Genomic DNA, 13,847 nt, shown 5'->3' with positions numbered 1-13,847 from the left:
CACTGGACAGCCTCAGTGAACAAGAGGGGTGGCAGCGGAGATTTGACCATGCGCAGTGGTATCGTTTGTTCGAAATACCTGACGAGACGCAATGGGATAGTTGCTATACGGTTGGTGCCCGACAACAACGGCGGAATCAAAGTAAAACCTGGTACAACAAGCTCGATACGTCTCTTGAACCCGTGCCCAAGCAGCAGCCATTGCTCGACGGAGGGCTTCAGCTCTCGTCCGAACTGGGCGGCAACATGCCCCATCGACATATATGTCTCGAACGAGATGTCCCCCAATAGCTGCTTATTCGTGGGGCAGCCGACGCACACGAGTGCCTCGTCGAACAACTTCGCTTTGGGGTGCGCGCTCGACATGAACACGTCCGGAAGAATTAAAAAATCGACATCACCGCGCCGGAGAAGCTCGTGGGGATCATCATCGAGAGGCAGCAACTCGAAGCTGACGCCGGGAGCCTCCCGGGCCAAGCGCTCCACAACCCTCTCAAAGAATACGAGTGTCATGAAGTCCGAAAGGATGATCCTGAAACGGCGATCCGACTGGGCTGGGTTGATCGGATCCCAGGGAATGACGGAGAGCTGAATGTGGAGCAGGGCGTCGCGCACCGCTGGGGCGAGCGCCTCCGCACGCGGTGTTGGGACAAGTTCGCGACCCTGCATCGAAAACAGCTCGTCGCCGAAATAGGTGCGCAGTCGCGCGATAGCCGCGCTCATGGCCGGCTGACTGAGGTTGATCATGCGTGCGGCGGCCGTGAGCTTGCGCTCAGTCATCAGCGCGTCGAGCGCGACGAGGAGGTTTAGATCTAGGCCTTTGAAACGCATGTGCGGCATCCATAGCGCAGATGATCGTTATCCAAACAATCAATTTTACCAATCTTGCAGAGTCCTATTAGAGAAGCCTGAGGTTAATGAAATCAAGATGCGGCGTGAGAAAAGTTTCAGAAGTATAGGATGGTTTCGAATTTGGATCCGTCGCCTAAGCGCTCGGCCAGCGGTCCAGCGCTTGTTTCCCCGGTGCGACTTGCCGGGTACTCACCGCTTCAACCGTGCTTTGAAGAAACAACACACTGGAGTTCTTACATGTCCTCAAAAGTGCAGTGGAAACTATGCTGGGAAAATCAGCTGGAACGGGCAGACCACCAGGAACTCTCAGAGTTTTTTCAAAAAACTTATGGGCCAACAGGAGCGTCCCACGCGAAACCATTCGAGGGCGGCCGCAGTTGGGCCGGCGCGAGGCCGGAACGCCGTGCAATTGCTTACGACTCGCTCGGGATAGCAAGCCATATGGGGGTGTTGCGCCGTTTTATTAAGGTTGGTGAGACTGATCTGCTTGTGGCTGAACTGGGATTATACGGGGTGAGACCCGATCTGGAGCGAATGGGCATCGCTCACTCGGTAGGTGCTTTGTCTCCAAGTCTGCGGGAGCTTGGCGTCCCATTCGCCTTTGGTACGGTTCGGCACGCCATGCGGAACCACGTTGAGAGATACTGCCAACAGGGTATGGCTAGCATTTTGACCGGAGTTCGTGTGCGGTCGAGCATCCCAGAAGTGCATCCGGATCTCCCCTCCACGCGCACCGAGGACCCGCTCGTAGTAGTATTCCCGGTTGGACAACCGATGAGCGACTGGCCGCCAGGCACATTGATTGAACGAAACGGAATGGAGCTATGAAGCGCCCCGATTATATATGCGAGGTGCCGAGTAACTGCGATGACAGGACCGAAGATCGTAGTATTTACTTGACGTTTGACGACGGCCCCAATCCATACTGGACGCCGCAAATCCTGAATGTGCTGGCTGAATACCGCGCGCCGGCGACTTTCTTCGTCATCGGTGCGTATGCGAAAAGCCACCCGGAACTCATCCGACGGATTGTCGCGGAAGGTCACGAAGTGGCTAACCACACGATGACGCACCCGGACCTGTCGACATGTGGACCTCTCGAAGTTGAACGCGAGATAATTGAGGCAAATGAGGCCATTATCGCCGCTTGTCCTCAGGCGGCCGTCCGACGCATTCGAGCACCTTACGGTGTCTGGAGCGAGGAAGTGCTTACAACATCGGCGGGCGCTGGGCTGACTGCGGTACATTGGTCGGCAGACCCGCGAGATTGGTCTCGCCCCGGCGCCAATGCGATTGTCGATGTAGTGCTGGCCTCGGTTCGGCCCGGTGCAATCGTGCTGTTGCACGACGGATGTCCTCCCGACGAGTTGGGCCAATGCGCGGTTACCTCTCTGCGTGACCAAACTCTCACGGCGCTTTCCCGTATTATCCCGGCGCTGCATGAGCGTGGTTTTGCAATTCGTCCACTTCCCCGCATAACTGAACAGACGAGAACCCATGTATCTGCTTGACACAACCAGCACCGCCGCTATCTCGATCTACGCGCTGCTCTCGACGGCTTACAAGAGCATGCAAGTCCTATATGCTCGGCCTTTAGACGGTCCAGCAGTGTCGGCAGCACCGATCGAGACCGGCCCTCTGCCAGCCGTGGATGTTATCGTCCCCAGTTTCAATGAGGATCCAGGCATCCTCTCGGCGTGCCTAGCGTCCATTGCAGACCAGGATTATCTTGGAGAACTGCGAGTCTACGTTGTTGACGACGGTTCTCGGAACCGAGAGGCTATCGTGCGTGTACATGATTCCTATGCGCGCGATCCGAGGTTCAGCTTCATTCTGCTCCCAGAGAACGTCGGAAAGCGGAAAGCACAGATCGCCGCGATAGGTCAATCCTCTGGGGATCTGGTGCTGAATGTGGACTCAGACAGCACGATCGCTTTCGACGTTGTCTCGAAGCTTGCCTCGAAGATGCGAGATCCAGAGGTCGGTGCGGCCATGGGCCAATTGACGGCTAGCAATAGAAGTGACACTTGGCTGACGCGATTAATCGACATGGAGTATTGGCTTGCCTGCAACGAAGAGCGCGCGGCACAGGCTCGTTTCGGTGCCGTTATGTGTTGCTGCGGCCCATGTGCTATGTACCGCAGGTCCGCGCTCGCTTCTTTGCTTGATCAGTACGAAACGCAACTGTTCCGCGGCAAACCAAGCGACTTCGGTGAGGATCGCCATCTGACGATCCTTATGTTGAAGGCAGGCTTTCGAACTGAGTATGTTCCTGACGCCATAGTGGCGACAGTCGTTCCGGATAGGCTGGGATCGTATCTGCGTCAACAACTGCGTTGGGCACGCAGCACGTTCCGTGACACATTTCTAGCGCTTCCTCTACTGCGCGGCCTCGACCGCTATCTCACGTTGGACGTGGTCGGGCAGAATGTCGGGCCCCTGTTACTCGCCCTTTCCTTAGTGACGGGACTGGCGCATTTCATAGTGACGGCCACAGCGCCATGGTGGACAATTTTGATGATTGCATCCATGACCATGATACGCTGTAGCGTGGTAGCATTGCATTCTCGCCAACTTAGATTTCTTGGTTTCGTTCTGCACACACCCATCAACCTCTTTCTCTTACTTCCTTTGAAAGCTTATGCGTTGTGTACATTGTCGAATAGCGACTGGCTGTCGCGCGATTCCGCGCCAAACGTACCAGTCAGCGGGGGAAAGCAGATCCCAATACAAAGTTCACGGCTGGTGCCACCTGACTGCACTTGCAGCGGAGAGTGACAGTCGCATGAGACAGGCAGTAAAAGATCAATTGTTAGATGGTGAGTTGGCCCAAGACGTTCCGCGTCGGCTTGAGCTGAATCCGTTCGTGGCGGAGGGCGACACGGGTCTAAGCGTTAAGACTTCCAAACCCGGCTCCATACCAACCGTGGCAATCGATCTTGCCAGCGTAACAAAGTCATACGGTAACAAGCCCGTAGTCAACGGGCTGTCGTTCACTGTTGCGGCCGGTGAGTGCTTCGGTCTGTTAGGCCCGAACGGTGCGGGCAAAAGTACGATCACGCGTATGATCCTCGGCATGACAACGCCTGGCAGTGGTGAGATCACGGTGCTCGGGGTGCCAGTGCCCTCGCGGGCTCGTTTGGCACGCATGGGTATCGGTGTAGTTCCGCAGTTCGACAACCTCGACATTGAATTCACGGTGCGTGAGAACCTGCTGGTCTTCGGGCGCTATTTCCGGATGAGCACGCGCGAGATAGAAGCGGTCATCCCATCGCTCCTTGAGTTTGCTCGCCTCGAAAGCAAGGCGGATGCTCGTGTTTCGGACCTATCTGGCGGCATGAAGCGGCGGCTGACACTTGCACGTGCACTCATCAACGACCCCCAGCTCCTGATATTGGATGAGCCGACCACTGGACTTGACCCCCACGCACGTCACTTAATTTGGGAACGGCTGCGGTCGCTGTTGGCACGCGGCAAGACGATTCTCCTGACCACACATATCATGGAAGAGGCAGAGCGGCTGTGCGACCGGCTGTGCGTGCTCGAAGGAGGGCGCAAGATCGCCGAAGGCCGACCTCACGTGCTAATAGACGAGCACATCGGTTGCCAGGTGATTGAGATATACGGTGGGAATCCCCATGAGTTAAGTGCATTGGTCAGTCCGTATGCCCGCCACATCGAGGTGAGTGGCGAGACCGTCTTCTGTTATGCGCTCGACCCGAAGCAGGTGCGAGTCCAACTGGACGGGCGCGCAGGTGTGCGCTTTCTACAGCGTCCACCTAATCTTGAGGACGTTTTTTTACGGCTAACCGGGCGGGAACTGAAGGACTGAAGGATGTGGAAGCTTTATGCGGCGGCTCTGCCCGCCAACGGCTGGAATTGGATTGCCGTGTGGCGCCGCAACTATCTCGCGTGGAAGAAGGCCGCGCTTGCGTCGATCCTTGGTAACCTCGCCGACCCATTGATTTACCTGTTCGGCCTGGGTGCGGGCTTGGGGGTGATGGTGGGGCGCGTTGACGGCGTTTCGTACATTGCATTTTTGTCGGCAGGAATGGTGGCGACAAGCGCGATGACTGCGTCGACTTTCGAAACGATCTACGCAACTTTCGCTCGCATGCGCGCTCAGCGCACCTGGGAAGCAATCCTTCACACACAGGTCACGATCGGCGATATCGTGCTCGGTGAGTTGGCGTGGGCAGCGACCAAGGCGTCTTTGGCAGGTACAGGAATTGGTATCGTCGCCGCTATGCTGGGCTACGCGGAATGGCCGTCCCTCCTTTATGCGCTGCCGGTCGTCGCCCTGACTGGCTTAGCGTTTGCGAGTCTGGCGATGATCGTCACGGCACTTGCGCCCAGCTACGAATATTTCATATTTTATCAGACGCTCGTCATAACACCGATGCTATTCCTGTCGGGCGCTGTCTTCCCGGTCGACCAGCTGCCGGGCGCTTTTCAACATGCAACACGATTCTTGCCGCTGGCCCATTCGATCGATGTTATCCGTCCGATAATGCTCGGCAATCCGCTGGTCAATGTCGGTCTGCATATAGGCGCTCTTTGCTTCTATGCAGTAGTACCGTTTTTCTTGTCGACCGCATTGCTCCGTCGGCGCCTGATGCCTTGACTCAAATTCGTCGCGACTTTACGCCGTTTCGATCATGGATATCATCGTCATTAATCGGAAGCGTCGGTCGATCGGCATGGATGGTCTAGGCGCGCTAGCGTTTGGATAACTCATCCCTCTGGATTGTTTGATAGCCGCTGCAGGGGATAGCCATCCGGCGGAAACATCAATCGACGTGGATGCGCGGCTGAGCTACCCACCTCCTCGTGTCGGGAAGTGGCTACACGCGGAGACCACCAGCGAGGCGCCGCAGAAGACGGCGAACATCCCCAGTGGGCGCATGGAAAGAGACTGAAAGAGGTTCGCTTCTGTATTGCGCAATTGAAAGCGGCGTCATTTGCCTTGCATCCTGCGGTCAAGGAATTCCTCGATCGCATGCGCCAGTTCTGTCAGTTGATGGCCAACGGTACGTAGATGAAGTTCCGGGTTTTCCGGGGTCTCATAGGGCGAGGATACACCGGTGAAGTTCGCGATCTTACCTGCGAGCGCCTTCTCATAGAGGCCCTTCGGATCGCGGCGTGCGCACTCCTCGATCGGAGTGTCTACGAAGATCTCGATGAACTCGCCCTCCTCCATCAATTCCCGCGCCATTCGCCGCTCGTCGCGGAACGGTGAGATGAAGGACACGAGGACGATAAGACCGGCATCGGCCATGAGCTTCGCCACCTCCGCCACGCGGCGGATGTTCTCGACCCGATCCTCTTCGGTAAAGCCAAGGTCCCGGTTGAGGCCGTGACGCACATTGTCGCCATCGAGCAGGTAGGTATGCTTGCCCTGGGCGTGAAGTATCCTGTCCAGCTCGTTAGCGATGGTCGATTTGCCGGAGCCCGAAAGCCCGGTGAACCAGAGAACGGCAGGAAGCTGCTTCTTCATGGCGCTGCGCGCGACCTTGTTCACCTCGAGCGCATGCCAGTGGACGTTATCCGCGCGCCGAAGCGGAAAGTCGATCAACCCCGCGCCGACCGTGGCGTTCGTCACCCGGTCGACGATGATGAAATTGCCCGTGGCCCTATTGTCCTTGTAGGCGTCGAAAGCGATCGGCGTCTGTGTCGAGATGTTGCAGACACCCACTTCGTTCATCTGCAGCGACTTCGCTGCCTCGCGGACGAAGCTGTTGATGTTGACCTGGTGCTTGAGTGCGGTGACCGTCGCACTGACACTGTCTGTCTCCGTTCTCAAGATGTAGCTTCGTCCCGGCATCATCGGGCTCGCATCGAACCAGATCACATGCGCCTGGAATTGGTCGGCCACGAAGGGCCGGGCGTCAGGCGCTACGAGCATATTGCCGCGGGAGGCATCCACCTCGTCGGAAAGGACCAGTGTTACCGCCTCGCCCTCCCCTGCCGTCGCAAGCTCCCCGTCATAGGTCACGATCGCCTTGACCGAAGTGCGCTGCCCGGTTTTCGCGACGACGACCGGATCGCCCACGGAAATCCTGCCGCAAGAGATCTGACCCGCATAGCCGCGGAAGTCCGAGTTCGGCCGCATGACCATCTGAACTGGGAAACGGAAAGGCTTGGCCTGGTCCATCGGCTCAAGCTCTACCGTTTCAAGATATTCGAGCAGCGCGGCGCCTCTGTACCAGGGCGTATTGGGGGAAGCCGAGATGACGTTGTCGCCGTCTCTCGCTGAGATCGGTATCGGCCGGATGCTGGCAAAACCGAGCTCTTTTGCAAAAGCCATGTAGTCGGCGACGATCTCGTCGTAACCCTGTTGTCGAAAATCTATGAGATCGATCTTATTGACGGCTACCACGACATGGCGGATTCCGAGAAGCGAGGCGATATAGGAATGCCGTCGGGTCTGCTGAAGGATGCCCTGCCGGCTGTCGATGAGGATGATGGCGAGATCTGCCGTAGAGGCGCCGGTCACCATGTTGCGCGTATATTCCTCGTGGCCGGGCGTGTCGGCGACGATGAACTTGCGCTTGGACGTCGCGAAATAACGGTAGGCGACGTCGATGGTGATCCCTTGCTCGCGCTCGGCCTCGAGCCCGTCGAGAAGCAGAGCGAGATCGATTTCCTCGCCGTTGGCAGCACCGGGAGAACCGACGCGCCCGAGGTTTGCAAGTTGATCCTCGAAAATCAGCTTCGCATCATAGAGCAGTCGACCGATCAGGGTCGACTTGCCGTCGTCGACCGACCCGCATGTGATGAACCTCAGGATCGACTTGTTGTTGTGGTCGGCCAAATGCGCTTCAATGTCATGTGGCGGTATGGATTGAACAAACATCAAAAGTAGCCCTCCCGCTTCTTTTTCTCCATTGCCCCGACTTCATCCGAGTCGATCAGGCGGCTCTGTCGTTCAGACGTGCGCACCGTCAGCATTTCCCGCAATATGTCGGGAACCGTGGCAGCCTCGGACTCCATCGCCCCAGTCAGCGGATAGCAGCCAAGGGTACGGAACCGGACCTTGTGCTCGAGAACCTCCTCTTCGGGCCGGATCGGCATTCGCTCATCGTCGACCATGATCAGCATCCCGTCGCGCCGAACGACTGACCGCCGAGCCGCGAAATAGAGCGGTACGATCGGAATGTCCTCGCGCAGGATGTATTGCCAGATGTCGAACTCGGTCCAGTTTGAGAGCGGGAAGACGCGCATGGTTTCGCCCTGCGCGACCCGCGTATTGTAGGTCTTCCACATCTCCGGGCGCTGACGCTTCGGATCCCAACCGTGCTGGGCACTGCGGATGGAAAAGATACGCTCCTTGGCCCGTGATTTCTCCTCGTCCCGACGCGCGCCCGCCAGCGCCGCGTCGAAACCGTATTTCTCCAGCGCCTGCCGCAGCCCCATCGTCTTCATGATGTGGGTGTGAACATTGGAGCCGTGCGTGAAGGGGCCGATGCCCTGATCGATCCCGTCCTGATTGACATGGACGAGCAGGTCGAGGCCCAGCTCCCGCGCCATTCGATCGCGGAACTCGATCATCTCCCGGAACTTCCATTTCGTATCGACGTGCAGGAACGGAAACGGCGGCTTGCCGGGGTAGAACGCCTTCATTGTCAGATGCAGCAATACGGAGGAGTCCTTGCCGATCGAATAAAGTGCTACCGGGTTGGAGAATGTTGCAACGACTTCTCGAATTACGTGGATCGATTCGGCTTCAAGCCGCCGAAGATGAATAAGAGACATTTATGCCTTGTCTATGCTCAGGACTCGTTCGAATTACGCCTGCACCGACGAACTCGGGCAGGCTGCAATGGTTGATTAGCCGGAACTTTTTTGCGGCCCGGCTATCCGGTCGTTCAATGGAATCACGTCTCCTTCTTACCTACCTGAATGCCCGTTGCGTTGTGGACTCGGCCGACGCTGCCGGGCAAGCGCTCGGTGGCTCCTGCCTCGCTCAAGGCAGCTGCCCGCCAACACGCGAGGTCACCGACTGCAAGACGATGACGCCCGCGACCGAATTGACGTTGATGATCCGGCCATTCCGGCGGCGCATCATTTGCTTGGTGAACTCGCGGGTAAGCCGGAACATGGCGGTGAGGTTGACCTCCAGTACACTGTCCCAGTCGGAGTCTGCCATGTGCACGAGCAGCGTCCTTGGTGATTCCAGCATTGCTGACGAGGATGTCGACGCCCTCAAGATCGGCCTCCGCCCTCTGACCGAGCGCCTTGACTTCGTCCCGATTGGCCAGATTAGCTGGGAAAAGCTTGACCCGGTCCTCGAGCTCAGCACCTAGTGTCTCCAGTTTTTCAACGCGGGCGCCGTGCAGGCCAACGACAGCGCACTGCGCATGCAGCACGCGGGCGATCGCCCCACCGATGGCTCCCGATGCGCCGGCGACGAGCGCCTTCCGACCGTTCAATTCGAACATGTCTTATCCTCTTGTGAATTCAGTTATCTTTGACGTCACCGCGCCAGAGTCCTCAGGTTCATAGTATCTTCCTCGCCGCAGCCGCCGGCGCCGATGTCGCGGGGTAGGTCAGACAACACCTTGCCAGCTCCGCTTTCGTCGAAAATACAGGCGCTCGAGAGGCGAACCATTCCACCGCTGATGCCGGTACACGCTGGCAAATGCCTCAACGACGTCTCGCGTAGATCCGTTGCGCTACCGGAAAAGCTGGCTCACATGAACGCTGGCCGATCACGCGATCTCTGAAACGCTAGGCCCAGCCTCAACCGCTGCCAGACCAGCCGCTCCTTCTCCTGACAAGACCGGCGCCCAACGCCTCTCGACGCACGTAATCACCTTAATCTGATACAACCTGACAGGGTTCTCATACCCATTCAAGAGGTGAACCTACAGGATCAACTCACATGACTTTTACAGCTGCCTGAATGCCAGAACAGCGTTCATGCCGCCCATGGCGAAGGCGTTACTCATCGCGACGCGCACTTTACGCTCACGCGGTACGTTGGGCGTGACGTCCAGATCGCACTCGGGATCTGGCTCAAGATAGTTGGCGGTCGGTGGCACGACGCCTTCTTGTATCGCCATCACGCAGGCGATCATTTCAAGCGCACTCGCTGCGCCGAGGCAATGCGCGTGGGTGGACTTGGTGGAAGAGACGGACATCGAATAGGCATGGTCTCCGAAGACGCGCTTGATGGCTGCGGTTTCGATTTGATCGTTGGCCTTGGTGCCGGTGCCGTGCGCGTTGAGGTAGTCCACGTCTTCGGCGTTCAGTCCCGCATCGGCAAGGCAAGCGCGCATCGCCGACTCCGGCCCATGGACAGCCGGTGCGGCGATGTGGAAGGCATCGGCGGAAAGGCCAACACCGGCGACCTCGGCAAGTATCGTTGCACCGCGGGCAGCGGCATGTTCATAGCTTTCCAGCACGGCCATGCCCGCACCCTCGCCGAGTACCACGCCCTTCCTGTCGGCGGAGAAGGGTCGGCAAGTGTCCGGAGCGAGTACGCGCATAGTTTCCCATGCCTTCAGCACGATCCAGACAAGTGGGGCATCGCTGCCTCCGGCAAGCATGACGTCGGCCCGACCGCACTTGATCTGGTCTACCGCCGAAGCGATCGCATGGTTGGCCGAGGCACATGCGGAGGTAACGCCGAAGACTGGGCCCCGCAGGCCGAGGCTCATACTGACCTGGCAGGCGGCGGCACTCGGCATCGCCTTTACAACAGTGAAGAGCTCAGTGCGAGTCGCTCCGCCTAGAAGTAGGGTGCGGTAGGCTTTTTCGGTCGCGTCCCATCCCCCGGAGCCAACGCCCACTGTGGCGCCGAAACGAAGGGCATTTCCTTCATTGCAGGAAAGTCCGGCCTGACGCATGGCTTCGTGCGCTGCAAGCACGGCAAGCACACTAAAACGATCCATTGAGACGAGCTGCTTGCGGTCGATGTCGTGCTCAGGGAGCGTCTTGATCTCAGCCCCGACTATGCCCTTCAGCCCGTGAAGCTCTGAATTGAGAAGCGGACCAATGGCGGAGCGGCCTTCGCGCATCCGTTTCCAGATGGAGGTGGCGTCGGTGCCCAGTCCGCACAGGCCGCCCATTCCGGTGATGACAACTCTCCTATCCATTCAAGCCTCCTTAGTGCGCAAGCCGCGGATGGCTTCCACCATGTCGCCGACGTTCTGCAGATTCGACCAGGCCTCTGCCGTGTTCATCTCGATCCTGATACCGAAGGCCTGTTCCAAGTCCCAGAGGATGTCTGCCAAACCAAGCGAATCGACACCTATCGAGGTCAATTCCGTGGCAGCCGTTAATTCGCCGACAATCGATGCAGTCCCTCCATCGCCGCTCTCTAATTCGACGCGGCTCTTGATGATGGCAATGATTTCCGTTGTGAGTTGATCTACCATTCTGTTCCCTTTAGCTTGTGTTTCGACGTGTCTGCTGCTTAATTCCTGAGGCGCGTCGCATCGCGAAAAATTGCCATCAGGCTTGCGCGACCGTCCAAGCCCAATGCTCATAGGAGCCGGGGGAAATCCGGCTGGTCTGCGCCGAAGGCTCCGATGACGAAGAACATCATTGGCCTCAATCGTGTGGAGCTTGTGCTATGTATTAGTGCGATTGGTAAAATCGATTGTTTGGATGTAGGCCATCTGTGCAATGGATAGCTGAAGAGCACATTGCCCTTCTCGTAGATCTAACGAGTAAGCTAATCTCACGGATATGTGATACATCCAAAGAAGCACAACCGAAACATCTTGCCGTGAACCATACCAATTGACACTTTCGTCACTTTGCAAGGCAGCGCTGTGTTCGCGCTCCACCGCATGACGTCCTCAGCTTTCGAAGATTCGGCTATGCAGCTAATCATATTAACCGCGTGGATGCATGTCATAAAAACAATCAATTTTACCCATCTGGCCAAACGCGATTAGAAAGCTTGCTTTAATCCGTCCTGACTTAGATGAGGAAAAGAGGCGCCGGCGCAACGGGGCCAAACACAACCAAACGAGAAGGTCTAGCTCTGACGAGGTCAGGATCAAGGCGGGCATACGATGATCAGCACTTGGGAGCAGCGCCGGCCTCCCCAGACTGGACGAGCCTATGGATAGCCAGGATTCTTTGCTGGAACGACCGCTGTTAAATGGAAACACGCTGAATGACCCAATCCACACTGTCGCCTGAACCATTTGCAATCCTTGCGATGCCAAGGACCGGTACTCACTACTTGGAAGAATGTTTAAACGAGCATCCGAATGTGCTGAGCAACGGTGAATTGCTCAACACATACGACACGAACTGGCCTGATCAAGAACGCCTGCTACTAAGCGATCGCGAGCTCCTTGAACGTGCCTTCATGCGCTATCCCCTACGAAGCGACAAGAAGGTGACGCATGTGGGCTGCAAGATCAACGAACCTCAGTTTCAAGAGCGTCCAGGTTTTTTTGCCGAGCTGGCCGCTTGGCCAGGCCTTAAGATTATCCTTGTGATTCGCAGAAACACATTGGAATCACTGAGATCGCTTGTGCAGGCAAGGCAAACCCGCCAGTGGCTTAAGTTCGATTCGGACAATGCCGCGCCACCGCCACCAGTGACGTTATCATTCGCCACATGCGAAGCTTACTTCAAAGCTGCCGACGATTTCCACGCTCGCGTGGTGAACGCCGTCGATTCAAGCAAGATACATTTAATCGAGTATGAGAGGCTTCTTCGCGATCCCCACGCTTGCATGGCAACGATCTTAGATTTCCTCGGCGCTCCCGCGATGCAGCTTTCCGATCGCGGCATTCTTCGGCGTCAAGAAATGCGCCCATTGGACCAAACGGTACGGAACTTTCATGAGTTGCGGGTTCATTTCGCACATGGACCTTACGCAAGCTATTTCGAACTTGGTAAAGAGCTGGCTCCGTTTGTCTGAACAGTTCCCGGCGTTTGTTAAGTGGTTTTTCGCCTCGATTATGCTGCTGTCAGGCTTGGCATCAGCGCATTGAAGTAACGCCTGATCCGGTGTTTGCTGGTCAAGCGATGAATGTGGGCGCCGGGCGTTGTACAACGAGACAACGGAACACCCACGGGACTGAAGTTCGCGAGCTTCTATATCCGTGGCATCCCTGGTTTGGGCTGCTCGTCCATGTTCATGAGGTGCTCGCGAAGGGCGATGCTGTTTTCCGTTGCAGCCTTTCCGGCGCTTCCTCTGGCAGATCTCTGGAAGTACCAGCATGGATGTTCGATCGGTCTCTGAGTACGATTTGGCGCAGCATGCCGTTTGCCCATGTTGAACTTACCTGCCTGCATGCTTTGGCCGGGTTGCTTGAAGAGGCAGGCGGCCCATCACAATCGGCCAAGATGAGCGCAGCATTGGTCTCTCACGAAGCGAGTCGGAGAGATGTCCATGCCACGCCAGTTCATGACATATCAGTTCGATCTGTTCTCGGGTCTACACAGCGGGAAGACAGCGTCGATGCCGCAATGGCAGGAGTTGCCGGAAGGGACGCGCCAGGCGCTGACGGCGCTCATGGTTCGCCTACTCATCGACCACGCAAACAACGGACGCGCCTCTCAACAGAAGGAGGCCGGTGATGACGCATGAGAAGATCGGGCCACACCATCTTGAGCGCAAGGCCATCCTGTATGTCCGGCAGTCCTCGGTCCATCAGGTTCTGCACAATCGCGAAAGCAGTTCCCTTCAATACGCCATGCGCGATCGCCTGACAGCACTCGGGTGGTCGCGCATCGAGACGGTGGATGACGATCTTGGTCGTTCGGCGGCCGGCGGCGTGACCCGTGCCGGTTCGACCGGATGGTCGCCGAGGTCTGCCTTGGCAAGGTGGGGGCTGTGGCCGCGCGAGAGGTATCGCGTTTTGCCCGCAACAGCCGCGATTGGCAGCAGCTCATCGAGATGTGCCGCGTCGTAGATACCGTCCTGATCGACCAGGAAGCGGTTTACGCACCACGCCAGGGCAATGACCGGCTGCTCTTGGGCCTGAAGGGCAGCCTCAACGAGTATGAGCTCATCTCTTACGT

At 57.4% G+C, this 13,847-nt stretch carries 13 protein-coding genes and 1 pseudogene; 8 read left to right on the top strand and 6 right to left on the bottom strand.

Translation table 11 applies throughout. The features are described from left to right. A partial coding sequence (locus BSG20_RS32985) for a LysR family transcriptional regulator (RefSeq protein WP_093041748.1) occupies positions 1-830 on the bottom strand: 830 nt, incomplete at its 3' end. A 258-nt stretch (positions 831-1,088) separates the two neighbouring features. Here BSG20_RS32985 and BSG20_RS32980 point away from each other — a divergent pair. The 5 genes from BSG20_RS32980 to BSG20_RS32960 are packed head-to-tail and all read left to right on the top strand — an operon-like array spanning position 1,089 to position 5,475. Beyond that, positions 1,089-1,679, top strand: a complete 591-nt coding sequence (locus tag BSG20_RS32980; protein WP_072381783.1) for a NodA family N-acyltransferase — start codon at positions 1,089-1,091, stop codon at positions 1,677-1,679. Beyond that, positions 1,676-2,362, top strand: coding sequence for a chitooligosaccharide deacetylase NodB (gene nodB / locus BSG20_RS32975; protein ID WP_072381781.1), 687 nt, complete (start codon positions 1,676-1,678; stop codon positions 2,360-2,362). Before BSG20_RS32980 ends, nodB begins: the two co-directional genes overlap by 4 nt. Further along, on the top strand, positions 2,349-3,629 hold the full coding sequence (gene nodC, locus BSG20_RS32970) for a chitooligosaccharide synthase NodC (RefSeq protein ID WP_072381779.1): 1,281 nt from the start codon (positions 2,349-2,351) through the stop codon (positions 3,627-3,629). Before nodB ends, nodC begins: the two co-directional genes overlap by 14 nt. 7 nt (positions 3,630-3,636) lie before the next feature. Beyond that, on the top strand, positions 3,637-4,683 hold the full coding sequence (gene nodI, locus BSG20_RS32965; RefSeq protein ID WP_072381777.1) for a nodulation factor ABC transporter ATP-binding protein NodI: 1,047 nt from the start codon (positions 3,637-3,639) through the stop codon (positions 4,681-4,683). Positions 4,684-4,686: 3 nt separating this feature from the next. After that, positions 4,687-5,475, top strand: a complete 789-nt coding sequence (locus BSG20_RS32960; protein ID WP_072381776.1) for an ABC transporter permease — start codon at positions 4,687-4,689, stop codon at positions 5,473-5,475. A 333-nt stretch (positions 5,476-5,808) separates the two neighbouring features. Here BSG20_RS32960 and nodQ read toward each other — a convergent pair whose 3' ends face one another. From nodQ to BSG20_RS32935, 5 genes and pseudogenes are all read right to left on the bottom strand, one after another. Next, the gene (nodQ, locus tag BSG20_RS32955) at positions 5,809-7,710 is read right to left on the bottom strand and encodes a bifunctional sulfate adenylyltransferase/adenylyl-sulfate kinase NodQ (RefSeq protein WP_072381774.1); all 1,902 of its coding nucleotides are present in this window, start codon (positions 7,708-7,710) and stop codon (positions 5,809-5,811) included. Further along, positions 7,707-8,606 carry a sulfate adenylyltransferase subunit CysD gene (cysD, locus tag BSG20_RS32950; RefSeq protein ID WP_072381772.1) on the bottom strand — a complete coding sequence of 300 codons (900 nt, stop codon included), beginning with the start codon at positions 8,604-8,606 and terminating at the stop codon, positions 7,707-7,709. Before cysD ends, nodQ begins: the two co-directional genes overlap by 4 nt. A 259-nt stretch (positions 8,607-8,865) precedes the next feature. Further along, positions 8,866-9,292 (bottom strand): annotated as a pseudogene (locus BSG20_RS32945) (SDR family NAD(P)-dependent oxidoreductase); the annotation flags it as partial. Positions 9,293-9,742: 450 nt separating this feature from the next. Then, positions 9,743-10,951 carry a beta-ketoacyl-[acyl-carrier-protein] synthase family protein gene (locus BSG20_RS32940; RefSeq protein WP_072381771.1) on the bottom strand — a complete coding sequence of 403 codons (1,209 nt, stop codon included), beginning with the start codon at positions 10,949-10,951 and terminating at the stop codon, positions 9,743-9,745. Then, the gene (locus tag BSG20_RS32935; protein ID WP_072381769.1) at positions 10,952-11,233 is read right to left on the bottom strand and encodes an acyl carrier protein; all 282 of its coding nucleotides are present in this window, start codon (positions 11,231-11,233) and stop codon (positions 10,952-10,954) included. 749 nt (positions 11,234-11,982) lie between these two features. On the opposite strand from BSG20_RS32935, the gene BSG20_RS32930 reads away from it, so the two are divergent. The 3 genes from BSG20_RS32930 to BSG20_RS38090 form a co-directional block, all read left to right on the top strand. Continuing rightward, the gene (locus tag BSG20_RS32930; RefSeq protein WP_072381766.1) at positions 11,983-12,741 is read left to right on the top strand and encodes a sulfotransferase; all 759 of its coding nucleotides are present in this window, start codon (positions 11,983-11,985) and stop codon (positions 12,739-12,741) included. 474 nt (positions 12,742-13,215) lie between these two features. Next, positions 13,216-13,413 carry a hypothetical protein gene (locus BSG20_RS32925; protein WP_072381762.1) on the top strand — a complete coding sequence of 66 codons (198 nt, stop codon included), beginning with the start codon at positions 13,216-13,218 and terminating at the stop codon, positions 13,411-13,413. 210 nt (positions 13,414-13,623) lie between these two features. Further along, positions 13,624-13,847, top strand: a 224-nt coding sequence (locus BSG20_RS38090; protein WP_244551836.1) for a recombinase family protein, incomplete at its 3' end; no start/stop codon positions are given.

Source organism: Rhizobium tibeticum, assembly GCF_900110205.1.
GTDB lineage: Bacteria > Pseudomonadota > Alphaproteobacteria > Rhizobiales > Rhizobiaceae > Rhizobium > Rhizobium tibeticum.
Note: the sequence above shows the minus strand (reverse complement) of the source record. Positions and strands in the feature narration are given on the sequence as shown.